This window comes from Pseudomonas sp. Pseusp15, from assembly GCF_059492165.1.
Genome location: NZ_CP168523.1, coordinates 5515360 through 5538276, shown reverse-complemented (window position 1 = coordinate 5538276; position 22917 = coordinate 5515360). Strand labels below are relative to the sequence as shown.

Below are 22917 nucleotides of genomic sequence, written 5' to 3'. Positions count from 1 at the left end.
GCAAACCTGACATGACCCACAGTACCGGCACCCTGTACATCATTTCCGCACCTTCGGGTGCGGGCAAGAGCAGCCTGGTCAAAGCCCTGACCGACGCTGATCAGGAGATCCGCGTCTCGGTCTCCCACACCACCCGCGCCATGCGCCCTGGTGAAGTGAACGGCGTGAACTATCACTTCGTCGAACGCAGCGAGTTCGTGAAGATGATCGAGCACGGAGATTTCCTCGAGCGCGCCGAAGTGTTCGGCAATCTCTATGGCACTTCGCAAAGCCACCTGCAGCAGACCCTGGATGAAGGTCACGACCTGATTCTGGAAATTGACTGGCAGGGTGCAGAGCAAGTGCGCAAGTTGATGCCCCAGGCCCGTTCGATCTTCATTCTGCCGCCGTCCCTGGAGGCCCTGCACCAACGCCTGACCAATCGCGGCCAGGACAGTGACGAGATCATCGAAGGCCGGATGCGCGAAGCCGTCAGCGAGATGAGCCATTACGTCGACTACGATTACCTGATCATCAACGACAATTTCGCCCACGCACTGGACGATCTGAAGGCGATTTTCCGCGCCAATCAGCTGCATCAGAAGCGTCAGCAGCAGCGTCATGGCAAATTATTAGCTGAATTGCTCGGCTAATCAGCTCTTCCCAAAACCGCTGCAAGGGCTTTACATTGGTGCTTATAGCGCGTTGAAGAGCCTGGTCAAAAAATCAGCGCTTCCCTAATCGCTGGTGATTTTTTAAACTGTTGAGTCCGCTCGCCCAACCGGGCAGCGCGCATATTGCATTCGCTCCGAGGAATACCATGGCCCGCGTAACCGTTGAAGACTGCCTAGAACACGTGGAAAACCGCTTTGAGCTGGTCATGCTCTCTACCAAGCGTGCCCGTCAACTGGCCACTGGTGGCAAAGAGCCCCTGGTTCAGTGGGAAAACGACAAGCCTACAGTTGTAGCGCTGCGTGAAATCGCTGAAGGCCTGATGAGCTACGAGTTCATCGCCAACGCTGAAATCGTCGAAGACGAACCGCTGTTCGCAGCGTTCGAGGACGAGTCCAACGAGGCAGTATAAGCCATGCCTGGTCGACGTAGCACGGCGCGGGGTCATAGCAAACGGCAGGAATTATCATGCCGAGCATAGACGCCCTCGCCGATCGCTTATCGACCTACCTCGGCAAGGACCAGGTCAACCTGGTCCGCCGAGCGTACTTCTACGCCGAACAAGCCCACGACGGTCAACGCCGCCGCAGCGGTGAGGCGTACGTCACGCATCCTCTTGCGGTGGCGAATATTCTTGCCGACATGCACATGGACCATCAAAGCTTGATGGCTGCAATGCTGCATGACGTGATCGAAGACACCGGTATTGCCAAGGAAGCGCTGCAAGCGCAGTTCGGCGAAACCGTGGCCGAACTGGTCGACGGGGTCAGCAAACTGACCCAGATGAACTTCGAGACCAAAGCCGAAGCCCAGGCCGAAAACTTCCAGAAAATGGCCATGGCCATGGCGCGCGACATTCGCGTGATCCTGGTCAAGCTGGCCGACCGCCTGCACAACATGCGTACCCTGGAAGTGCTGTCCGGCGAAAAACGCCGGCGGATCGCCAAGGAAACCCTGGAAATCTATGCGCCCATCGCCAACCGGCTGGGCATGCACGCCATCCGCATAGAATTCGAAGACCTCGGCTTCAAGGCCATGCACCCGATGCGTTCCGCGCGGATCAACCAGGCGGTCAAACGCGCCCGGGGCAACCGCAAGGAAATCGTCAACAAGATCGAAGAGTCCCTCAGCCACTGCCTGGCCATTGATGGCATCCAGGGCGAGGTCAGCGGTCGTCAGAAACACCTCTACGGCATCTACAAGAAAATGCGCGGCAAGCGTCGGGCCTTCAACGAGATCATGGACGTCTACGCGTTCCGGATCATCGTCGACAAGGTCGATACCTGCTACCGCGTGCTGGGTGCTGTGCATAATTTGTACAAACCGTTGCCGGGGCGCTTCAAGGATTACATCGCGATCCCCAAGGCCAACGGCTACCAGTCGCTGCACACCACGCTGTTCGGCATGCACGGTGTACCGATCGAGATCCAGATCCGCACCCGTGAAATGGAAGAGATGGCCAACAATGGCATCGCCGCCCATTGGCTGTACAAATCCAGCGGCGACGAACAGCCCAAAGGCACTCATGCCCGCGCCCGCCAGTGGGTCAAAGGCGTGCTGGAGATGCAGCAACGGGCCGGCAACTCGCTGGAATTCATCGAGAGCGTGAAGATCGACCTGTTCCCGGACGAGGTCTACGTGTTCACGCCCAAGGGCCGGATCATGGAGCTTCCAAAAGGCTCCACGGCGGTCGACTTCGCTTACGCGGTACACACCGACGTGGGCAACAGCTGCATTGCCTGCCGGATCAACCGTCGTCTCGCGCCGCTGTCCGAACCGCTGCAAAGCGGCTCCACGGTCGAGATCGTCAGCGCCCCCGGCGCACGGCCGAACCCGGCATGGCTCAACTTCGTGGTCACCGGCAAGGCGCGGACCCACATCCGCCATGCGCTTAAGCTGCAACGCCGCTCCGAATCCATCAGCCTCGGCGAACGCCTGCTGAACAAGGTGCTCAACGGCTTCGACAGCTCGCTGGAAAAAGTCCCGGCCGAGCGCGTGCAGTTGATGCTCCACGAATATCGCCTGGAACTGATCGAAGACCTGCTCGAAGACATCGGCCTGGGCAATCGCATGGCTTACGTAGTCGCCCGCCGCCTGCTCGGCGAAGGCGAACAGCTGCCAAGCCCGGAAGGTCCGCTGGCCATTCGCGGTACCGAAGGCCTGGTGCTCAGTTACGCCAAGTGCTGCACGCCGATCCCTGGCGACCCGATCGTTGGCCATCTGTCCGCCGGCAAAGGGATGGTGGTGCACCTGGACAACTGCCGCAACATCAGCGAAATCCGCCACAACCCGGAAAAATGCATCCAGCTCTCGTGGGCCAAGGATGTCACCGGCGAATTCAACGTCGAGCTGCGCGTCGAACTGGAACACCAGCGCGGCCTGATCGCCCTGCTGGCCAGCAGCGTCAACGCGGCCGACGGCAATATCGAAAAAATCAGCATGGACGAACGCGACGGTCGTATCAGCGTGGTCCAACTGGTGGTCAGCGTGCACGACCGCGTGCACCTGGCCCGCGTGATCAAGAAACTGCGCGCCCTGACCGGGGTCATCCGCATCACCCGCATGCGCGCGTAGCCCACCCTTCACAAGGAGTCATACATGACCAAGACCGTTATCAACAGCGACAAGGCCCCGGCCGCCATCGGTACTTACTCCCAGGCGATCAAGGCTGGCAACACCGTGTACATGTCGGGTCAGATTCCTCTGGACCCAAAAACCATGGAACTGGTCGAAGGCTTCGAAGCCCAGACCGTCCAGGTCTTCGAGAACCTCAAAGCCGTGGCAGAAGCCGCCGGTGGTTCGTTTAAAGACATCGTCAAACTGAACATTTTCCTCACCGACCTGAGCCACTTCGCCAAGGTCAACGAGATCATGGGCAAGTACTTCGACCAGCCTTACCCAGCCCGCGCCGCCATCGGCGTTGCAGCCCTGCCAAAGGGTTCGCAGGTTGAAATGGATGCCATTCTGGTCATCGAGTAATGTGTCTGGCGCAGCCTTGCGAGGCTGCGCCGACTGATCTTGTACAAAGGGTTCTGAAAGGATTCCACCATGCGCCACGCGCTAGCTCTCTCGCTGGTCGCCCTACTCTTGGGCGGATGTGCCAGCAACCCTGCCGACCGTGATATCAGCGGCACCTGGATCAACCAGGTGGCGATCGATGCCGCATCCAAAGGCGGCCCCCTGCGTGAAGCGCTCCAGGCCTATGGCCCGAATCTGGAATGGAACGTCAACACCAGAGCCGGTCAGGCCCGCTACACCAATGGTTTTGAAAACGTCGAAGGCAAGCTGCTGGGCGAAAAGTCCGGCGCCTGGAATGTCGACTTTTATGGCAGCTCCGCCAGCGAGCTGAAGCGTGATGGCAAGCGACTGAACCAGGCTGCCAACGACAACGAGCCCGAGCAAGTCTTCGACCGTGCATCGGTCCAGGTTCCGGAAGGAGCGCCTATTGGCGCTAGTTTCGAGCGCGCGCTGTATTCGGCTTACATGGGCGGCAGCTGGAAAATCCTCAGCGGCCCGGGCGAAGGCAGCACCGTCCAGTTCCAGGCAGACGGTCAGGTCGCCGGTCTGCCCGGTGCAGATCGCTATGCCCTGTGCCTGGCGGGCGATTGCGCGTCGATGAGCGGCGGCAACGACAACATCTGGCTGCAGTTGAATGGCCAGGGCAATACCTGGATCTTTGCGCGCAAGGGCAAAGAACTGGAGATTTTCCAGACGGTGAACACGGCACTGGCGGACGAGATGCCTTCGTTCACACCGGGTGATCGCAAGTGGTTGCTCGAAAAGCAGTAAGCCGGCCCTGAGGCCAACGCAGAACCCATGTGGGAGCGGGCTTGCTCGCGAAAGCGGTGTAACAATCAACGATGATGTTGAATGTTATGACCCCTTCGCGAGCAAGCCCGCTCCCACATTTGGTTTGAGGTGACCGGAAGTCAGCAGCGACCTTCAAGAATCGCGGCATAGCCCTCGCGGAAACTCGAATACTTCGGCGCCCAGCCCAACGCCTTCGCCCGAGCATTGCTGCAGCGCTTGCTGCCGGCACGACGCACACTGGCATCATCGGCCCATTCGGTCACGCCCAGATACTCACGCAACCAGCCCACCACCTCTGCCATTGGCGCAGGCGCATCATCGACACCTATATAGGCATCATCCAGCGCCACTCCACGCCGATCCGCCTCAAGCAGAAACGCCAGCAACCCCGCCGCGTCGTCGACGTGAATGCGATTGGCGTACAGCGGGGGATCGATCGCCACGCGATAACCGCGACGAACCTGAGTCAGCAGCCACTCTCGACCCGGACCATAAATACCGGTCAGACGCACGATGGTGGCCGGGATGCCGCTATCACGCGCCACTTGCTCGGCCTCCAGCATCAAACGCCCCGAATAACCGCCCGCCACCGTCGGCGAGGTTTCATCGACCCACTCACCGTCCTGCTGACCGTAAACACTGCTGCTGGAGACAAACAGAATGCGCTTTGGCTGCTGGCCATGTTGTTTCAACCACCCCAGCACATGCTGCAAGCCTTCGACATAGGCGGCGCGATAGCCCGCCTCGTCGTGGTCGGTGGCAGCGGCGCTGTACACCAGATAGTCCAGTGGCGTGGTCGGCCAGTCAGCCGGGCATTGCGCGCTGAACAGGTCACCCGCAACGCCAACCACTCCGGCCGGCAAGCGCGACACATTGCGGCGCAGGCCATAAACCTGCCAGTGCCCTGCCAGCAATTGCGTAGCCAGACGGCTGCCGACATCACCGCAGCCGGCGATCAAAACAGAAGGCGCGGACATCAGAAGACTCCCTCAAGAAAGGTACAGACTAGCGCCCGAAATGGATAAGCAGCTAGCAATGGAAGAAAAAAAGAGACGCTATTACTTTTGTTAACAAGAATTAATTGCAATAATGCCAGCCACTTTTGTTCTCGGCCTTACGAGGCCTGGAAGAACACTTACCGTCTTTTCCTCTCAGGTCCGGCCAGCATGACACGCAATCAACTCTCCGCTTCGCCAACCAAACGACCTCGCGCCTGGAGCGCGGTAGCCGCCCTGCTGCTCAGCCTGATGCTGGCGCCGACCGCCGCATTCGCCGATGCGCAAGCGCCGGCCACACAGCCTGCGGCTACTCAAACACCAGCCGTTCAAACCGCACCTGTCGCGACCGATCCGGTCCAGGCCGTAGACGCCGCGGACATGCCGCAAGCTCTCGAAGCCGACAACTCCCTGGGCATGGCCCACGACCTGTCGCCATGGGGCATGTACAAGAACGCCGATATTATCGTGAAAATCGTGATGATCGGCCTGGCCATCGCCTCGATCATCACCTGGACCATCTGGATCGCCAAGGGCTTCGAGCTGATGGGCGCCAAGCGTCGTCTGCGCGCTGAAATCGCTCATCTGAAAAAAGCCGCCACCCTTAAGGAAGCCAGCACCACGGCGGCCAAGGAAGGCACCCTGGCCAACCTGCTGGTCCACGACGCGCTGGAAGAAATGCGCTTGTCGGCCAACAGCCGCGAGAAGGAAGGCATCAAGGAACGCGTGAGCTTCCGCCTCGAGCGCCTCGTCGCAGCCTGCGGTCGCAACATGAGCAGCGGCACCGGCGTGCTGGCCACCATCGGTTCCACCGCGCCGTTCGTCGGCCTGTTCGGTACCGTATGGGGCATCATGAACAGCTTCATCGGCATCGCCAAAACCCAGACCACCAACCTCGCCGTCGTGGCCCCCGGCATCGCCGAAGCCCTGCTGGCGACCGCGCTGGGTCTGGTTGCAGCGATTCCTGCGGTGGTCATCTACAACGTCTTCGCCCGCTCCATTGCCGGTTACAAGGCACAAGTGTCCGACGCCTCGGCGGAAGTCCTGCTGCTGGTCAGCCGCGACCTCGACCACCAGCCGCCCGAGCGCAGCTCGCAACCGCACATGGTGAAAGTGGGGTAATCGGCCATGGGCCTGCATTTGAAAGAAGGCGCAGACGACGATCTGGCCGAGAACCACGAAATCAACGTCACGCCGTTCATCGACGTAATGCTGGTGCTGTTGATCATCTTCATGGTGGCAGCGCCGCTGGCCACCGTGGACATCAAGGTCGACCTGCCCGCCTCCACCGCCAAACCGGCGCCGCGGCCAGAGAAACCGGTGTTCCTCAGCGTCAAAGCTGACCAGCGCCTGTTCCTCGGCGAAGACGAAGTGAAGACCGAAGCCCTCGGCGCCACACTCGACGCCAAGACCCAGGGCAAGAAAGACACGACGATCTTCTTCCAGGCCGACAAAGGCGTGGACTACGGCGACCTGATGAGCGTGATGGACGCCCTGCGCGCCGCCGGTTACCTGAAGGTCGGCCTGGTCGGACTCGAGACGGCAGCCAAAAAATGATCAACACGCGCCAAAAGCTGACGCGTTACAGCGGTAGCCTGGCCGTGGTGCTGGGCGTCCATGCGCTGGCCATTGCGCTCGCGCTGAACTGGACCTCGCGCCCGCCGATCGAGCTGCCGCCGCAAGCGATGATGGTCGAGCTGGCGCCGATGCCGGCCCCGCCACCGCCCGCACCGCCGAAGGTGATCACGCCGCCACAGCCACCGGCACCGGTGGAAGAACTGCCGATTCCAAAACTCGCTGAAGCGCCGAAGGCCGAGATTGCCGTGCCCAAGCCGGTCAAACCCAAGCCGAAGCCGCAACCGCCCAAGCCTGTGGAGAAAAAGCCGGAGCCACCGAAGGAAAAGCCTTCCGAGGAGAAGCCTAGCGACACGCAGCCAACCCAGGCGCCGACGGAGAAATCCGCTCAGCCGGCACCCGGCCCATCGCCCGCGCAACAAGCCGCCAAGGCCAGTTGGCAAGGCACCCTGCTCGCGCACCTGGCCAAGTATAAAAAGTACCCGGCCAGCGCACAGCAACGCGGCAAGGAAGGTTTGAACCGTCTGCGCTTTGTGGTGGATGCCGAAGGTAACGTGCTGTCGTTCGAACTGGTGGGCCGCTCCGGCAACGCCGATCTGGACCGGGCTACCCTGGAAATGATCCGCCGCGCCCAACCGCTGCCCAAGCCACCGGCCGACATGCTGAACAACGGCACCATCGAAATCGTTGCACCGTTTGTTTACTCGCTGGAACGCCGACGCTAAAACACCGCCGCTCCCACAGGTTCTTCGGCGGTTACAAAACCTATAAAAGGCACCGAAAGGTGCCTTTTTGCATATCTGGAAACGGCAAACCTGCATTGCCCAGTGTCACTTAACACACTCAGTCTGATAACGTGCGTCTATCGATTGCAGCCGGTATGCTTGGCCCGCAACTTCATGGACGCTTGCTATGACTCTCACAGAATTACGCTACATCGTTACCCTCGCCCAAGAGCAGCACTTCGGTCACGCGGCCGAGCGTTGCCACGTCAGCCAGCCGACCCTGTCGGTGGGCGTGAAAAAGCTTGAAGACGAACTCGGTGTGCTGATTTTCGAGCGCAGCAAGAGCGCCGTGCGCCTGACCCCGGTCGGTGAAGGCATTGTTGCCCAGGCACAGAAAGTCCTGGAACAGGCCCAAGGCATCCGCGAACTGGCCCAGGCCGGCAAGAACCAGCTGACCGCCCCGCTGAAAGTCGGCGCGATCTACACCGTCGGCCCGTACCTGTTCCCGCACCTGATTCCACAACTGCACCGGGTCGCCCCGCAGATGCCGTTGTACATCGAAGAAAACTTCACCCACGTGCTGCGCGACAAACTGCGCAACGGCGAGCTCGACGCGATCATCATCGCCCTGCCGTTCAACGAAGCCGATGTACTGACGTTGCAGCTCTACGACGAGCCGTTCTACGTCCTGATGCCGGCCCAGCACCCGTGGACGCAAAAAGAATCCATCGACGCCGCCCTGCTCAACGACAAGAGCCTGCTGCTGCTCGGCGAAGGCCACTGCTTCCGCGATCAAGTGCTGGAAGCCTGCCCGACCCTGGCCAAAGGCAACGACGGCGCCAAGCACACCACGGTGGAATCCAGCTCGCTGGAAACCATCCGCCACATGGTCGCCTCTGGCCTGGGCATTTCGATCCTGCCGCTGTCGGCGGTGGACAGCCACCACTACGCCCCCGGCGTGATCGAAGTGCGTCCATTGAGTGCGCCGGTGCCGTTCCGCACCGTAGCCATCGCCTGGCGCGCGAGCTTCCCGCGGCCCAAGGCGATTGAAATCCTCGCCGACTCCATTCGCCTGTGCTCGGTGGCCAAGCCGCCAGCGCCGGTGGTGGCCGGTTAAGTCGCTGTCATGACCGAGTTGTCGCAAGTGTCGGTGACGGCACTCAAGGGTGTCGGCGAAGCCATGGCCGAGAAACTCGCCAAGGTCGGTCTGGAGAATCTCCAGGACGTGCTGTTCCACCTGCCGTTGCGCTATCAGGACCGCACTCGCGTGGTCCCGATCGGCCATTTGCGACCCGGGCAAGACGCGGTGATCGAAGGCACCGTCAGCGGCGCCGATGTGGTCATGGGCCGGCGCCGTAGCCTGGTTGTCCGTCTGCAGGACGGCACCGGCGGGCTCAGCCTGCGCTTCTATCATTTCAGCAACGCCCAGAAAGAAGGCCTCAAACGCGGCACGCGGATTCGCTGCTACGGCGAAGCGCGGCCCGGCGCCTCGGGGCTGGAGATCTACCACCCGGAATACCGCGCCATCACCGGTGACGAGCCGCCGCCGGTGGATGAAACCCTGACCCCGGTCTACCCGCTCACCGAAGGCCTGACCCAGCAGCGTTTGCGCCAGTTGTGCATGCAAACCCTGACCCTGCTCGGCCCCAGCAGCCTGCCCGACTGGCTGCCGACCGAACTGGCCCGGGATTATCAACTGGCGCCGCTGGCCGATGCGATCCGCTACCTGCATCACCCGCCCGCCGATGCCGACGTCGACGAACTCGCCCTCGGTCATCACTGGGCCCAGCACCGCCTGGCCTTCGAAGAGCTGCTGACCCATCAACTGTCCCAGCAACGCCTGCGCGAAAGCATGCGTGCCCTACGCGCGCCGGCCATGCCCAAAGCCACGAAGCTGCCAGCACAGTATCTGGCCAACCTCGGCTTCACCCCGACCGGCGCCCAACAGCGGGTCGGCAACGAAATCGCTTACGACCTCAGCCAGCACGAACCGATGCTGCGGCTGATTCAGGGCGACGTGGGCGCGGGCAAAACCGTAGTCGCCGCCCTCGCCGCGCTTCAAGCGCTGGAAGCGGGTTATCAGGTCGCACTGATGGCGCCCACCGAAATCCTCGCCGAGCAGCACTTCATCACCTTCAAGCGCTGGCTCGAACCGCTGGGCATCGAAGTTGCGTGGCTGGCGGGCAAGCTCAAGGGCAAAAACCGCGTGGCCGCGCTGGAGCAGATCGCGGGCGGCGCACCGATGGTGGTCGGCACCCACGCGCTGTTCCAGGACGAAGTGCAATTCAAGAACCTGGCGCTGGCGATCATCGACGAACAGCACCGCTTCGGCGTGCAGCAGCGCCTGGCATTGCGGCAGAAAGGCGTCGGCGGGCGGATGTGTCCGCACCAGCTGATCATGACCGCCACGCCGATCCCGCGGACGCTGGCCATGAGCGCCTACGCCGACCTCGACACCTCGATCCTCGACGAATTGCCCCCCGGCCGCACCCCGGTGAATACGGTGCTGGTCACCGACACCCGGCGCGTCGAAGTGATCGAACGGGTGCGCGGCGCTTGTGCCGAGGGCCGTCAGGCCTATTGGGTGTGCACGCTGATTGAAGAGTCGGAAGAGCTGACCTGCCAGGCCGCCGAAACCACACACGAAGACCTCACCGCCGCCCTCGGCGAGTTGAAGGTCGGCCTGATCCACGGCCGCATGAAGCCCGCCGAAAAAGCTGCCGTCATGGCCGAATTCAAGGCCGGCAACCTGCAACTGCTGGTCGCCACCACCGTGATCGAAGTCGGCGTGGACGTGCCCAACGCCAGCCTGATGATCATCGAAAACCCCGAGCGCCTTGGCCTCGCGCAACTGCACCAACTGCGAGGCCGTGTCGGCCGGGGCAGCGCCGTCAGCCATTGCGTGCTGCTTTACCATCCGCCGCTGTCGCAGATTGGCCGTCAGCGGCTGGGCATCATGCGCGAAACCAACGACGGTTTTGTCATCGCCGAAAAAGACCTCGAACTGCGCGGCCCCGGCGAAATGCTCGGCACACGCCAGACCGGCCTGCTGCAATTCAAGGTCGCGGACCTGATGCGCGATGCCGATTTACTGCCCGCCGTGCGCGACGCCGCCCAAGCCTTGCTCGAACGCTGGCCGGATCACGTCAGCCCGCTGCTCGACCGCTGGCTACGCCATGGGCAGCAATACGGCCAAGTGTGAGCACTGTCGCAGTTTCTGGACCCTGGCCTTAAACAAGCTGGTTATACTCCTGCAATTGTTTGAAAACGGATACAGACCATGACAGAAGCTGCCCTCGCCCCTGAAACCCCGCACGCTCCGTCTGTTATTCGGCTGCTGCTCGGCAAACTGGGCATCGCCTACCAGGAAGTCCTCGACCATCACGGCCTGAATGCCGCGCGCAAAGTGCAGGCGGTTTTGCTGGACGATGCCGTCGGCGCGCTCATGGTGCTGTTTCCGCAAAGTCAATTGCTCGACCTCAACCGCCTCGCAGAACTCACCGGCCGCCGGTTGACCGCCGTATCCACCGAACGCCTGGTAAAAATGCTCGGCAAACACAGCCTGAGCCTGCTGCCCGGCCTGCCGGCGCTCACCAGCTCACCGTGCCTGTATGAAGAAAGCCTGCTGCGCGAACCGAAGTTGCTGATCAACTCGGGCGAGCCGGGCGTGCTGCTGGAAATCACCAGCGAAGATTTCAAAACCATGCTGACCAAGGCCAGCGCCGGCAACTTCGGCGAAGCCGTGCACAGCATCCGCCCGAACCTCGACCGCCCCGACGATGACCGCGAGGAAATCACCCAGGCCGTGCAAGCGTTCACCGCGCGGCGCATTCAGCAACGCCTGGAAGCGACCATCGAGATACCGCCGCTGGCCGAAACCGCGCAAAAAATCATCAAACTGCGGGTCGACCCCAACGCCACCATCGACGACATCACCGGCGTGGTCGAAACCGACCCAGCCCTGGCCGCCCAAGTCGTCAGCTGGGCGGCGTCGCCGTACTACGCCTCGCCGGGCAAGATTCGTTCAGTGGAAGACGCCATCGTCCGCGTGCTGGGTTTCGACCTGGTGATCAACCTGGCGCTGGGCCTGGCCCTGGGCAAAACCCTGAGCCTGCCCAAAGACCACCCGCAACACACCACGCCGTACTGGCAGCAATCGATCTACACCGCCGCCGTCATCGAAGGCCTGACCCGCGCCATGCCCCGCGCCCAGCGCCCGGAAGCCGGCCTGACCTACCTCGCCGGCCTGCTGCACAACTTCGGCTACCTGCTGCTGGCCCACGTCTTCCCGCCGCACTTCTCGCTGATCTGCCGCCACCTGGAGGTCAACCCGCACCTGTGCCACAGCTACGTCGAGCAACACCTGCTGGGCATCAGCCGCGAACAGATCGGCTCATGGCTGATGCGCTACTGGGACATGCCCGAAGAACTGGCCACCGCCCTGCGCTTCCAGCACGACCCAAGCTACGACGGCGACTACGCCGAGTACCCAAACCTCGTGTGCCTGGCAGTGCGCTTGCTGCGTAGTCGCGGGATTGGTTCGGGGCCGGATGAAGATATTCCGGATGCGTTGCTGGAACGCGTTGGTTTGACGCGCGACAAAGCCAATGATGTCGTCAGCAAAGTGCTTGAAGCTGAAGTGCTGCTGCGCGAATTGGCTTCGCAATTTAGCCAGGCCTAAAAGCATCGTCGGATCGCCGCCCGGACCAAGCCACGCTCCCACAGGACTCAGGTAATCCCTGTGGGAGCGGGCTTGCCCGCGATGAATCCACCTCGGTCTGACTGAAATACACCAACCCCTGTGGCGAGGGAGCTTGCTCCCGCTCGACTGCGCAGCAGTCGCAACCCAGCCGCCGCAGTGTGTCAGATACAACCGAAGTCTCAGGCTTTAGGGCCGCTTCGCAGCCCAGCGGGAGCAAGCTCCCTCGCCACAAAAGCCTCCTCCACTCCTGACTGGATCAAGGTTCTCAGGCCTTAGCCTTCGCCTTCCTAGGCTTCAAATACTTGGTCAACCCCTGAAACCAGATCACCAGCGCCGGGTTGCCCTTGATCTGAATCGACTTGTCCTGAATCCCCGTCATAAACGCCAACTGCTTGTTCTTCGCCTGCATCGTGGCAAAGCCATACGCCGCGTCTTTAAAGGCAATCGCAAACGCAGGTTCGGCATACACGCCGGACTTGCTGGTAATGCGCTGATCCTTCACCACGAAATGCCGCGCTACCTTCCCGTCCAGGGTCTGTAGCTGAAACACCAACGCCTTGTCACCCAACTGCTGCTGAAACGCAGGATTAGTCCGACTGGCCTTACCCATCAACAAACCCATCATCCACAGAAGAAAACGAAATTTCATGCGCACAGCCTCAAAAGAAAAATGAACGGCCGGCGCAGTGTAGCCGCTCCAAGCCAGAACGCCACCATCGTGTTGCGTTAGAAGAAGATGAGCTGCTTTTCCCGCATGATGACCGCCAAGTCACGCTTTCCCGCCTCAACCTTGATCGTTCACACGCTCCCGCGTGGGAATGCATCCCGTGACGCCGCGTGTCACCTCCCACACCCGCCCTACACCTGAAGAAACACATTTCTGTAGGAGTTGCCGAAGGCTTCGATCTTTTGATCTTGATGCCCTCAAACCTCTCGGACATTTCCTTCAAAACGCCGGGCTGTCCGTGAACTAGGCGACTTTGGCGTTCACCGATAACCTCTATCCGTCACCGCAAAAATCGGTGATTCGGACGTGCAAGTCCGATGGAGTACACATTCGGTTATGGCAATTCATCGAGCGTTTTCCTATGCTCGCGAATCGTTATGGCTGCTGTGTATGGGAGACCTTCGGGTCTGCCGGGTGACTCCACCGGTCTTGCACACCTATGCACAGCTGCCACCTCTTTCGAAGTGCACGCGAAACGGTGTCAGCTCCTTAAATTTTGGAGTAACACTTTATGTTCAAGCCAACACCGAATCCCCCAGAAAACCCAGCTACATCCCCCTACGAATCCTTAGATTCCAGAAAACTCCACGAAGCCGCCGAACGCGCCCTCGACCACCATTTCGCCCCACCCCCCAAAGAAAAACCCAAGCGCAAAGGCAAACTCTTCACCGTCTCCCCCGACATCGACACCGAAGCCCTCCTGGCCAACGCCTCAGAAGACCTGCTGTCCATCAGCGCCATCGCCGCCAGCCTGGCCGACGATGTTGATGGAGAACGGCGCTCCTTAGCCTTGGCGCTAAGCAGATTGGCAGATGGGGTTCGGTTGTTGGTGGAGCGAGCGCTGGATCATATCGATTCGCCGAATCCGGCGGAGCATCGGGTGAAGGCGTAGCGAAATCGCGGAAAGAGAAAGGGGACGTTGAGTCCCCTTTCTCGATGATCTCGACTCACCACTGACAGCCTGTCTCTGATGACGCCTCCATGCTGATATCCTGATCGAACGAATATTTCTTACCGGATTTGTAATTCGTGTAGTACATCGAGTTTACCCGAGCCCCCTGAGTCGCCCTTTCATACTCCCCCGTCACCACACCGTCAGAAACCTCCACCCAAGTCGTCGTGAACTGATAAGGCCCGTCCTCCGTCATGATTTCTTCCACAGTGTTCCGATAGACGAGAGGAATGGCCTTCTTTGACTTGCTATACCTAACCCCCGCGCCGCTCCATTGGGTGACCGAGTCGTAATAGGTTCTGAATTCGAAATTGATGTTTTTACCTTCCAGCGAACGGAAACACGAGACCTGTGTTGTGATCTCACTACGGGCCGTCAGCGGCAATACCAACAACAGCATTAAAAATAACTTCTTCACAGATCCCTCTGATCTCATTTTTTTGAAAACGATGACGTGCGAGCTTACCGCATGCCTAAAGTGAAAAATCCGAGACTTCTGCAAGCCGCCAACATTGCCCACGAACAAACTGATACTCGAAGACATAATCGGTATCCGGCTTCTGCAGGATCGCCGTGGCGTTGTTGCCCCGTTCTTCCTTGACGGTCAACGTAAGACCATCGGCCTCTCGTTTCACGCGATCCGGGATGATTGGAAACTTGATCTGATCGCCGCTGACGCTGCGTTTTTCCATCTCAGGCTCGGGATCTCCCGCCACAGTCGTGACCATTTTCAGCGGTTGTTGGACGAAGGCTTTCTGCACGTCTGCGCGTTCGGAGAAAGCTGAGAGGAACGTTGAAAAGTCGGTCGAGGGGCAAGAGTCACTGGCCGCGTCACCATCGGCTTGTAGTGTCTTCTGACGGTTGCCCTGACCCAGTTTTGAATTCGCAATCATCTTTGCATCCAAGTCTGCCAAGCGCTTCTTAATGCTCGCCGCATCCTTGTAAGCACACTCGACTTCTACGTCATCTTCCAGATTTAGACCGTCGCGGCAGTTCTGCAACTCAGGGTCTGGCGGGTCACCGCGAAAAAACTGCAAGGACAAGTGATCGCCGTCCTTGAAGAGCGGCAGTTCCAGCACCGAATAGGAATCACCTTCGAAATGGCTGTGCGAGACTTTGTGTTTTGTCAGAACAAACATGGACTTCCCCGCTCGCTCAGGGAATTTGCGCTCGAAGAAGAACACCGAGGCAATTTGTTCGCCTTCGACCTTCCACACATAATTCAGCGAAGGCTTCACCGCATTCATGGGTGCGTAGAAAATTTCAGCATCAGGCACATGCACGCCCCCAACCTGACCTTTAAGGTTGTTCTTCAAAAAGAACACCGTGATCTTTTGATCACCCAACGAAGCAACCACCGGCGGATGCAGCTCGCCTATGGTTTGTAGGTCACTTGCCGATGCCGGTTGAGCCGACAAACCGACCATGCATCCGAGCGCAGCAATAAAACTTAAGAGCCTGGCCAATTCCACCCACTTCCCTGTTGATCAATTTTCAAATGTTTACACTGATGGTTTCACGCTGCCTCAGGTGCGCCGCACTTCAGTTCTTTGATTTGCTCATTCTGAATCGGAATCACGCAGGCGAGACGCTTCTCTCCGTCCCCACGAAGCTCGAACAAGCTGAGCGTCAGGTGTAAACCATCGGCAGAAAATGCATGATCCTCAAACAACGCACTGGCATAGCCATCCCAAAACGATTTGCCGTCAAAACTGCAAAACCGCTTGGAGGAAAGCACTCTCCAACCGCCGTTAGGCGCCAAAATCTGAACCGTCAAACAAGGGCTGCCAAAGGTGCTGACATAACGCGCTACGACATCGCCGAAGCGCTGGGAGCCGGACAGGAACACCTTGTTGAGATCAACCACATTACCCGGCTCATCAGCGACGATAGTGTCCAGATAAGCCGCACGCTCCAGGCTCATTCTGGCCACGCAGTTGTTGATAGTCGTAACATGCAGCGCCACACCGGGCTCGCTTTCCGTGGCTTCGAGCGGGCACGTGGTGTCGCGCAGCTTGATCCACGCGCGCTGGGCCTCTCTGGCCATCGCCATCAACGCCTTGCCCTGTTCAGGGTCGCGCCGCTGCTGAGACTCGAACCGCGCTAGCAGTTTCTTGTAACTAGCATTGAGCTGTGCGTCGGCTTCTTTGCGTGCCGCTTCCACGCACAGATCGATCTGCCAGCTCACGGTGGTCTCTTTGCATTCGTCCTTGGCCATCGCGATGGAGGCAAACAGGCATCCAAAGGACAACGCGATACAGCGCACAAACATATTCAATTTTTCATTCCCTGAATTACAGATCGCTCAACTACACGTTGCGGAATTTTCTGCGCCTTGCCGTCGGCGCTCATTGCGTCGCGGTATTGGCTGTAATAGCGCTGCGCTTCGTCTTCGCGACCAAGGCGCCACAGTGAATCGGCGATGTTCAACATCAACACTGTGCGTTTACCGAGCGCCTCAACGCCTCGATAAAATTTCAGTGCAAGCTCATCGTTACCACCCTCGGCCAAGTAGAAACCCAAGTCATTGAACGCCTGAACATTACGCGCCGGTGGATGACACGCCATGTAGGACTCCGGACTCAAAAAGCTCAGGCTCCATTCGATGGATTCCGCGCGGGACTGCGCCGGCTCGATGTCCACGACATGCCTCAACAAGTCCTTTGGGGGCTTCGTCTCCAGGACGGGATTGAACACTTCACCGTCGTTGGAAACCCACTGATTGCCCACCCATTTACCGACACAAAAGCTGGCAGAACGCTCAGCCAGCACGCAACCGGTCTCCATCGAGATCACATCGCAATGCTGTTGCGACACCAGTTTTTCTTCACCACTCTCGACCGACAACATGCCGAAGCTCACCGGGTCGAGCAACAAGGTTTTCTTGTCAGGACTGAGCCAACCGGAGTGCCCATCAGCACCAACGTCGATGCTGAAGAGCGGGAACGTTTTACCACTTGCGGTGAACCAAGCAGTCGCCGACTCCACACCGGGCATCGTCCATTCTGTCGCCCGAAACGTCACTGAGTGTCCGCCGACACCGACTATTGGCAGGTCTTGGGCAAAGGCTCTGGCGACAAACAGGCTGCCGAACATCAATACCCACTTAAGGCTGGCCATAAACGATCCTTTTCACTGCAGGGCTTTCCGATTGCAGTTGTCTCTTCGTGACGCCATAAGCCTCGATGAGCCCTTCCCAAGAACCTTTCGAACCAAACGACCGATAGCTATTGCTGTAGCTGTAATGCTCTAACCGGCCGGCCGTGGAGTAATACCCGCGCCACTCCGGGCAGGATCCGCACCCGCCATAACCGCCGATTGAAACCAGGCTGCCCTTGGTTCCTTTCACGCAATCCATCGCCACTACCACGTTACTCAACATCTTCGTCTTCGCACCGCCGGACGTGAGCTGTGACACTTTGTCGATGTTGCGCCGAAGCACTTTGCTGCCGATGTTGATCGTCTGGTCGGAGCAGACCGGGATTACGTGGGTTTCAGTGTCCTGCACCGTCACGGATCGACAGGACGACACCAACACCACCTCAACGCCACCACATTGCATGACATCGCGTTGGGTGTAGGCATCCGCAGGCGCGGCGAAGGTTGGAAACGAGAGCAGCAGCGAAAGGCTGCCCGCGAGAAGACGCTGATTCATGGAAAATTCCCTTTCACCGTTAACTGGAAAATCAGTGGACTGATTTATATACCGACCTCAACAAAAGCCACCTCACAAATCGCCCCCCTTTATTTTCTACTTCAGAACACTACGCTCCTTTGCACGCTCAGGAATTTTTTGCTGTTTACCGCCTGCGATCATAAGCTCGTTATACGTTTTATAGTTTTTCGCGGCGGTAGCTTTGTCGCCTTCCGACCAATATGCATCTGCAATATTGAGATAGGCCACAACTCGCTTCGGATTATCGACAATGACTTTTCCCAACAACCAAATAGCATCATCATTGAATCCAGCCTGCTGCCAAAAATAAGCAATATCATTGAAGCTTTGCTGGTCACCACCTGAGTAACCATTGCCAGCTACATACCTCTCTATAAAACCTCGTTTCGGAAAACTCACGAACACTTCTTTATTTTTATAAAGCCGAGATGTTGCATTCCTAAACTCTGTCAGAACCTCACCCTTCAGGCTCGCAACAGTTTTCTCTACCAGTTTTTGTTTCCGCATGCAGTCTTCAGTTGTACAGGCTTCCGCTGCATCTTGTTCGATGACTGAGTAACAGTAAGGTTGCGATGACTCAGAGGTACTTGGTCCCTTCTGCAAATAAACAAGTCGATCCTGATTTGTTTTTAGTGCTTTACAGTAGGGTACCGTTCCGAATGAGTCAGGAACACCCGATTTATTTTTTACAATATCTACCGTACTTACAACCTTGCTCGCCTCAAGAGTTTTAACTTTTCCATCCTGACTGACAAACCAGAAGCTATTCTCTTGAGTAGTGCAGTCACATTCACAGCTCAGCACATAATCTCCACTTCGGATGTCCCACCTGGACTTGGCTACACCGTCAGACCCACAATAATTCTCTGCAATGGCCACAGAGCAAATATTGGTATCCGCATCGCATGCGAGCTTTTTACCCTCGCCCCACGCTGAAGACACCAGCAACAGAATTACATATAACCAACGGCTGTTAAAGCTCAAAAATATCTCCCTGGACAACGAACAAAGCGAACCGAACAAAGGAGATAGATTTATTTATCGAAAGTTAAATCTACTCCACAAATAAATCCGCCCCCTCTTTACGCAAAAACAATCGGGGCGGATCTATCTATCGAATTCCGTTGCGGTTACCAAGCCCGAGAAATAGGCGTACCCACCTCTCACAAAACACAAAAATAAATCCGTCCCCTTTTCGCTAAAACTTAAGAAAGTTGCGTGGGGCGAACTAGAAAACAAATCCGCCCCCTTATAATTCAGACTATTCGTTGAACAAGGTACCCACCAATATCAGAACAGCTTATCTACGGCATCACGATCATATCTGATAAATTTTCCCGCTAAGCCCTCAGATGAGACATCTAGATAGGCAGGAGAAGTCAACTCACCAAACTTATAAACAGAAAATACTAAACCTGAGCCAAACGAATACTGTTTAGCTCCTTTCTTGAGAATTGCTTCAGGAGCTGAAGTGCTCAAATTTTTTTTATCCCTATAAACACGAAACAACTCCACACCACCAACTTCCGATTCCTTTAGCTCTAGTGATATCGGGGGCGTTTTCAAAAGCTGCGCTATAGCAATGTTGGCAGTCGAATTTTTCCACTGATCTGAAAACTCATAAACCGCATCCTCATATCCCTCTGCTAGAGGACGATCTAGCCCACACACGGCCTTATTAATAAGAATGCCGTTTTGCTCATTTCGAACACTTACATAAATACAATCTATTACAATCTGACTTTCGTTCCGATTCAAAGTGAAATACGCTTCAAAAGGCGACCGCGATGCTAAATTCTCATAATGCAGCGCTTTGCTACCGTTAAAATCCACAAGCTCTCTAGTAGCCTCTCCCTCACTACCAACAACACCCTCAATTTTTTTACTGCCACCCGACCAAGTTATATTTAAAACCTTATCCTTCGAGTCAGCAAAATAAACATCATCTTGATTTGCCAACACAAAATTAGCCAGCGCAACAGCCACGATTGCTATGGCAACCTGAAATTTAAGCTTCATATTTATTTTGTCTCCGGCGCACTGGAAGTAGCTCTTAATATCGATTCAAACTTGACAGCATAACTCGCAATTAGAGCCTTTTGGTCAGACCCATTAATTATTTTGCGAGCCCCTTCATAGTCCTTAGTTGAATTATTAATGTAATCACCGAGTTTCTTGCCAGTAAATATACCTTCTTTCATACCCCAAATCATAATTGGCACCGAATTTTCAAAGCCAGCGGCTTCATCAGGACTACTAACAAAATCAATACCAAAATAGTCTTTTGCCTTCTGGTAGTTCTTCTTCCAAGTCAAGTGGACAAGGCCGCGGCCACGATACTTGAAACCGTCACCCTGTACCGTATTACCATTTTCCACTGCAGTTTGTCTGCGCACAGCTGTATCCGCAAGCACAGGATCGTACTTGTCAAAATATGAAGTCTCACCATACTCCGGAGCAGCACTAAAGTATTCCGGAATCATAAATTGATAAGCTTCGTGACGAGCAGTCGCAAACATATAAGACCACTCATATATAGTATAAATATCTTTCGTTTTTCCTATATACTTATTTATGTTTTCAACAATCCGCCGAAGATTCAACTTAGAAGCTGCAGAGAGACCAGGCGCTCCAGCTTGAAATGAAGCATGTTGCTCAGCATACATAGCAACAAATCGATCAACATCAATAAGATTAGAACGGCTCATAAAGTTACTCAGCATTTCAATCGGATGAAAATGCCAAATCAAATCCGTGCTCACGGCAGCATTACCAGTTAGATCTTCCCAAAAAACGTATTTTGTGATCCTTTCTTTTTCGTGCTTCAACGTTTTTGGAGCATCTTCCAAGAGTTGATCAAGTCGGCTCCATTTAGCAGCATCTGCTTTGTTTTTCCATTCTGTAGGGTGGTGCGCAACAAGCTTCGCCCACTGAGCTCGGGTTTCCGCATTTTTCAGCGCCTCTGCAAGTTCGCCAGGATCGACTTCACCGTCATGGTTCTTGTCGATTTTTGCGTAAAGATTCTTGAAGAATTGGGGCATGTCTTCAGGGTCGAGGAATCCATCTGCGGCGGCGTTTGTCTCCTCAACGATCTGAAAGCCCAGTTTCTCCCAATCATGCTGCGTGATGATTTCTGCGCCTGTCTTCTTCATGAGCCCAGTAATCGGTTGATCGTCTTCGGTCACTCTGACTTCGTACCAGTCTTCACCAGCGTCTTTGATGACACGTGCCTTGCCCAAGTCAACTGCGTGCTCTTGCTTGAGAGGTGTCGATCCAGTAGCAGGCGCTTTTTTCTTTAGTTCAGCGCCGACCGCCAGATGAAGGTACTGCTTACCTACCTTCAAACCCGCAACGTTCTTGAGGAAATCTTTGACGTCAGCTTCGGCAGTAAAAATCTCGACGTGAACCTGATACTTACTGGACACACCGCCGTCTTCGCCGGTGAGATTTTCTGTCTGCCCCAAATATCCAATCGGATCGCCTGCCTTGATTCCTGTGCTTGCCGTTTCAACCGAATCGAAACTGGTAGGTATCAGAGATGTCCAGTCGACCATGTGGTAATCGGCACTATTTTCTATACATGTCCAAAAAACTTCGGGTACAGCCCCCGCAGCAGCCAAGTCGCCACTGATTTTGGTGCATTTCGCCATTCGCCGAATTTTGCCTTCAACGATCAGATTCAGCACTTCTTTACTATTAAACTCAACGACACTGCCGGGAATAAGCTGCTTTGTCCCCATTCGCGCGCCCGCGGGTTGGCCGTTTTGAGGCGTCGCAGGGGCTTCGTAAAGGTCAAGCTTATTGACTGCGGTAGCCTTAACTTTTCCCTGCCAATAATTGGGCCTCAGTCGTTGAGGCACTTTGTCCGCGGTCCAAATAGCCTTGTGCTGCGAGTTTTGATAGGGGATATCGTTCTCTTTATAAGCGAACCAGATTTCATCTCCGACGTTACGCGTTTTATTTGAGCCGCTCTTGACTGATCCAGCAAGAATCTTTCCCTTGGCGTAGGTTTTGGTTCCCTCAACCACCTGATCAAGAACTTCTAGCTTTGTACCCTTTTTTATTAATCCGTAGGAGTGCGCGTCGGGTATCCAAGGAGCCTTGTCGTAACCCTTATAGTCACCAAAATTCATGGTCACTACAGGTTTCGGTGTTTCCTCTGGCGCCAACGGATAGCGATCATAGGGCAATAAATGCATGTATAGGCTGTAGAAAGTCAGCTTGTTTTGCTTGCCCTTGTTCGGCCCTTCTTCCGGGTTTGGCGCAGACTTGTACTCGTGACGCACCAGGCAAAAGGAGTTGGAGTACTTCAGCTTTTTCTCGTTATCACCGAAAGTCGACTCCAGATAGTCCTGATTCAACCGGTACGCGACGACCTCACCATCGGCCATACAGCGAACCGGCTCATTCAGCACGCACTGTGGAGCGCTCCTGTCGGAGATGTGGATGCCACCGTGCCAAAATTTGTTGCTGCCCAGCAGGTAATGGCCCGACGCTTCACTTTCGATCGCCTTATAGACTTCTTCAGCGTCAGTGAACTGCTTACCATCTGCTTTTCTGAATGGATATTGAAAGTTCATCAGGGGAGCTGGGCTGGCTGGTGCCGGAGCTGGTGCAGGTGCAGGTGCAGGTGCAGCTCCTGTTCTGAACTCTTCTTTAGCTCGCAGAAATTTAGTAACTACTGGCCAGTAAAAGCTGGGAGGTTTTGGGCCAAATATCGCTTTGGCCGGGCCGGTGCTGTTTTGAGCACCAAATATATGTCCGACCTTGGTAGCCGGATTGAAGTCTTCAACGATGCCCGTATGGAACAAAGGCGAACCGGGTCTGTTTGGGGCCGCATTGATCCAAAGCGCGATGTCACCTCGTCGTACATCTTGTGGTAGGACCGTTGTGTAGTAAGTGGAATTTTCCATGGTGCGTGTTTCTTCATACGGAATCTGGTAACCAGCTCCGGTGAGCAACAAGTTCACCATATGGGAACAATCAATCAGTTTTTTACCCGCAGCGTTTGTTCTAACACCGTCCCCGCCCATCAGATAAACGTAATCACCGCCGGTGTAGTTGTTCTTTAAATCAAGTGGCTCTATCATTTCTGCATCCTGCA

General features: G+C 56.5%; 22 protein-coding genes. 12 read left to right on the top strand and 10 right to left on the bottom strand.

All coding sequences use genetic code 11. The annotated features are described in order from the left end of the window. The first annotated feature begins 11 nt into the window (after positions 1–11). From gmk to ACEN8R_RS24925, 5 genes are all read left to right on the top strand, one after another. The gene (gene gmk, locus ACEN8R_RS24945; RefSeq protein ID WP_018927481.1) at positions 12–632 is read left to right on the top strand and encodes a guanylate kinase; all 621 of its coding nucleotides are present in this window, start codon (positions 12–14) and stop codon (positions 630–632) included. A gap of 167 nt (positions 633–799) precedes the next feature. Then, entirely contained in the window at positions 800–1063 is a 264-nt protein-coding gene (rpoZ, locus tag ACEN8R_RS24940) for a DNA-directed RNA polymerase subunit omega (RefSeq protein ID WP_003177259.1), read from the top strand. A gap of 56 nt (positions 1064–1119) precedes the next feature. After that, positions 1120–3225, top strand: coding sequence for a bifunctional GTP diphosphokinase/guanosine-3',5'-bis pyrophosphate 3'-pyrophosphohydrolase (spoT, locus tag ACEN8R_RS24935; protein WP_007934594.1), 2106 nt, complete (start codon positions 1120–1122; stop codon positions 3223–3225). A gap of 24 nt (positions 3226–3249) precedes the next feature. Then, a complete protein-coding gene (locus ACEN8R_RS24930) occupies positions 3250–3630 on the top strand; it encodes a RidA family protein (RefSeq protein ID WP_003177257.1) in 381 nt (126 codons plus the stop codon). A 69-nt stretch (positions 3631–3699) separates the two neighbouring features. Further along, positions 3700–4440 carry a hypothetical protein gene (locus ACEN8R_RS24925; protein ID WP_018927479.1) on the top strand — a complete coding sequence of 247 codons (741 nt, stop codon included), beginning with the start codon at positions 3700–3702 and terminating at the stop codon, positions 4438–4440. Between the two features lie 140 nt (positions 4441–4580). Here the strand turns inward: ACEN8R_RS24925 and ACEN8R_RS24920 are convergent, their stop codons facing one another. After that, positions 4581–5438, bottom strand: a complete 858-nt coding sequence (locus tag ACEN8R_RS24920; protein WP_495624413.1) for an SDR family oxidoreductase — start codon at positions 5436–5438, stop codon at positions 4581–4583. 189 nt (positions 5439–5627) lie between these two features. Here ACEN8R_RS24920 and exbB point away from each other — a divergent pair, with 189 nt between their 5' ends. The 6 genes from exbB (at position 5628) to ACEN8R_RS24890 (ending at position 12437) form a co-directional block, all read left to right on the top strand. Then, positions 5628–6578, top strand: coding sequence for a tonB-system energizer ExbB (gene exbB / locus ACEN8R_RS24915; RefSeq protein ID WP_064621107.1), 951 nt, complete (start codon positions 5628–5630; stop codon positions 6576–6578). Between the two features lie 6 nt (positions 6579–6584). Beyond that, on the top strand, positions 6585–7013 hold the full coding sequence (exbD, locus tag ACEN8R_RS24910; RefSeq protein ID WP_007934588.1) for a TonB system transport protein ExbD: 429 nt from the start codon (positions 6585–6587) through the stop codon (positions 7011–7013). After that, a complete protein-coding gene (locus ACEN8R_RS24905; protein ID WP_018927476.1) occupies positions 7010–7756 on the top strand; it encodes an energy transducer TonB family protein in 747 nt (248 codons plus the stop codon). Before exbD ends, ACEN8R_RS24905 begins: the two co-directional genes overlap by 4 nt. A gap of 187 nt (positions 7757–7943) precedes the next feature. After that, on the top strand, positions 7944–8873 hold the full coding sequence (locus tag ACEN8R_RS24900; protein ID WP_008007618.1) for a hydrogen peroxide-inducible genes activator: 930 nt from the start codon (positions 7944–7946) through the stop codon (positions 8871–8873). Between the two features lie 9 nt (positions 8874–8882). Beyond that, positions 8883–10958 (top strand): ATP-dependent DNA helicase RecG, encoded by a 2076-nt coding sequence (gene recG, locus ACEN8R_RS24895; protein ID WP_019650087.1) that lies wholly within the window; start codon positions 8883–8885, stop codon positions 10956–10958. Positions 10959–11036: 78 nt separating this feature from the next. After that, on the top strand, positions 11037–12437 hold the full coding sequence (locus ACEN8R_RS24890; RefSeq protein WP_018927474.1) for an aminoacyl-tRNA deacylase and HDOD domain-containing protein: 1401 nt from the start codon (positions 11037–11039) through the stop codon (positions 12435–12437). 286 nt (positions 12438–12723) lie between these two features. Here the strand turns inward: ACEN8R_RS24890 and ACEN8R_RS24885 are convergent, their stop codons facing one another. Continuing rightward, entirely contained in the window at positions 12724–13107 is a 384-nt protein-coding gene (locus ACEN8R_RS24885) for a helicase (RefSeq protein ID WP_258612841.1), read from the bottom strand. A 589-nt stretch (positions 13108–13696) separates the two neighbouring features. Between ACEN8R_RS24885 and ACEN8R_RS24880 the strand changes: the two genes are divergently transcribed. Further along, positions 13697–14077 (top strand): DUF6124 family protein, encoded by a 381-nt coding sequence (locus tag ACEN8R_RS24880; protein ID WP_258612842.1) that lies wholly within the window; start codon positions 13697–13699, stop codon positions 14075–14077. 55 nt (positions 14078–14132) lie between these two features. Here the strand turns inward: ACEN8R_RS24880 and ACEN8R_RS24875 are convergent, their stop codons facing one another. From ACEN8R_RS24875 to ACEN8R_RS24840, 8 genes are all read right to left on the bottom strand, one after another. Continuing rightward, positions 14133–14555 carry a hypothetical protein gene (locus ACEN8R_RS24875; RefSeq protein WP_495624412.1) on the bottom strand — a complete coding sequence of 141 codons (423 nt, stop codon included), beginning with the start codon at positions 14553–14555 and terminating at the stop codon, positions 14133–14135. Between the two features lie 55 nt (positions 14556–14610). Further along, positions 14611–15609 carry a hypothetical protein gene (locus tag ACEN8R_RS24870; protein WP_495624411.1) on the bottom strand — a complete coding sequence of 333 codons (999 nt, stop codon included), beginning with the start codon at positions 15607–15609 and terminating at the stop codon, positions 14611–14613. A 44-nt stretch (positions 15610–15653) separates the two neighbouring features. Beyond that, positions 15654–16409 carry a lysozyme inhibitor LprI family protein gene (locus tag ACEN8R_RS24865; RefSeq protein ID WP_490132833.1) on the bottom strand — a complete coding sequence of 252 codons (756 nt, stop codon included), beginning with the start codon at positions 16407–16409 and terminating at the stop codon, positions 15654–15656. A 2-nt stretch (positions 16410–16411) separates the two neighbouring features. Beyond that, positions 16412–17257 (bottom strand): tetratricopeptide repeat protein, encoded by an 846-nt coding sequence (locus ACEN8R_RS24860; RefSeq protein ID WP_495624410.1) that lies wholly within the window; start codon positions 17255–17257, stop codon positions 16412–16414. Continuing rightward, on the bottom strand, positions 17244–17792 hold the full coding sequence (locus ACEN8R_RS24855; protein ID WP_495624409.1) for a hypothetical protein: 549 nt from the start codon (positions 17790–17792) through the stop codon (positions 17244–17246). The genes ACEN8R_RS24860 and ACEN8R_RS24855 overlap by 14 nt, the downstream gene beginning before the upstream one ends. Before the next feature lie 96 nt (positions 17793–17888). After that, on the bottom strand, positions 17889–18797 hold the full coding sequence (locus tag ACEN8R_RS24850) for a tetratricopeptide repeat protein (protein WP_495624408.1): 909 nt from the start codon (positions 18795–18797) through the stop codon (positions 17889–17891). Positions 18798–19103: 306 nt separating this feature from the next. Further along, positions 19104–19832, bottom strand: a complete 729-nt coding sequence (locus tag ACEN8R_RS24845) for a hypothetical protein (RefSeq protein ID WP_495624407.1) — start codon at positions 19830–19832, stop codon at positions 19104–19106. Positions 19833–19834: 2 nt separating this feature from the next. Beyond that, positions 19835–22903 carry a hypothetical protein gene (locus ACEN8R_RS24840; RefSeq protein ID WP_495624406.1) on the bottom strand — a complete coding sequence of 1023 codons (3069 nt, stop codon included), beginning with the start codon at positions 22901–22903 and terminating at the stop codon, positions 19835–19837. Between the last annotated feature and the right edge of the window lie 14 nt (positions 22904–22917).

Bases quoted from the DNA above. Each gene is read 5' to 3' on its own strand.
- gmk (WP_018927481.1), top strand. From the start codon at position 12: ATGACCCACAGTACCGGCACCCTGTACATCATTTCCGCACCTTCGGGT.
- rpoZ (WP_003177259.1), top strand. From the start codon at position 800: ATGGCCCGCGTAACCGTTGAAGACTGCCTAGAACACGTGGAAAACCGC.
- spoT (WP_007934594.1), top strand. From the start codon at position 1,120: ATGCCGAGCATAGACGCCCTCGCCGATCGCTTATCGACCTACCTCGGC.
- ACEN8R_RS24930 (WP_003177257.1), top strand. From the start codon at position 3,250: ATGACCAAGACCGTTATCAACAGCGACAAGGCCCCGGCCGCCATCGGT.
- ACEN8R_RS24925 (WP_018927479.1), top strand. From the start codon at position 3,700: ATGCGCCACGCGCTAGCTCTCTCGCTGGTCGCCCTACTCTTGGGCGGA.
- ACEN8R_RS24920 (WP_495624413.1), bottom strand. From the start codon at position 5,438: ATGTCCGCGCCTTCTGTTTTGATCGCCGGCTGCGGTGATGTCGGCAGC.
- exbB (WP_064621107.1), top strand. From the start codon at position 5,628: ATGACACGCAATCAACTCTCCGCTTCGCCAACCAAACGACCTCGCGCC.
- exbD (WP_007934588.1), top strand. From the start codon at position 6,585: ATGGGCCTGCATTTGAAAGAAGGCGCAGACGACGATCTGGCCGAGAAC.
- ACEN8R_RS24905 (WP_018927476.1), top strand. From the start codon at position 7,010: ATGATCAACACGCGCCAAAAGCTGACGCGTTACAGCGGTAGCCTGGCC.
- ACEN8R_RS24900 (WP_008007618.1), top strand. From the start codon at position 7,944: ATGACTCTCACAGAATTACGCTACATCGTTACCCTCGCCCAAGAGCAG.
- recG (WP_019650087.1), top strand. From the start codon at position 8,883: ATGACCGAGTTGTCGCAAGTGTCGGTGACGGCACTCAAGGGTGTCGGC.
- ACEN8R_RS24890 (WP_018927474.1), top strand. From the start codon at position 11,037: ATGACAGAAGCTGCCCTCGCCCCTGAAACCCCGCACGCTCCGTCTGTT.
- ACEN8R_RS24885 (WP_258612841.1), bottom strand. From the start codon at position 13,107: ATGAAATTTCGTTTTCTTCTGTGGATGATGGGTTTGTTGATGGGTAAG.
- ACEN8R_RS24880 (WP_258612842.1), top strand. From the start codon at position 13,697: ATGTTCAAGCCAACACCGAATCCCCCAGAAAACCCAGCTACATCCCCC.
- ACEN8R_RS24865 (WP_490132833.1), bottom strand. From the start codon at position 16,409: ATGTTTGTGCGCTGTATCGCGTTGTCCTTTGGATGCCTGTTTGCCTCC.
- ACEN8R_RS24860 (WP_495624410.1), bottom strand. From the start codon at position 17,257: ATGGCCAGCCTTAAGTGGGTATTGATGTTCGGCAGCCTGTTTGTCGCC.
- ACEN8R_RS24855 (WP_495624409.1), bottom strand. From the start codon at position 17,792: ATGAATCAGCGTCTTCTCGCGGGCAGCCTTTCGCTGCTGCTCTCGTTT.
- ACEN8R_RS24845 (WP_495624407.1), bottom strand. From the start codon at position 19,832: ATGAAGCTTAAATTTCAGGTTGCCATAGCAATCGTGGCTGTTGCGCTG.
- ACEN8R_RS24840 (WP_495624406.1), bottom strand. From the start codon at position 22,903: ATGATAGAGCCACTTGATTTAAAGAACAACTACACCGGCGGTGATTAC.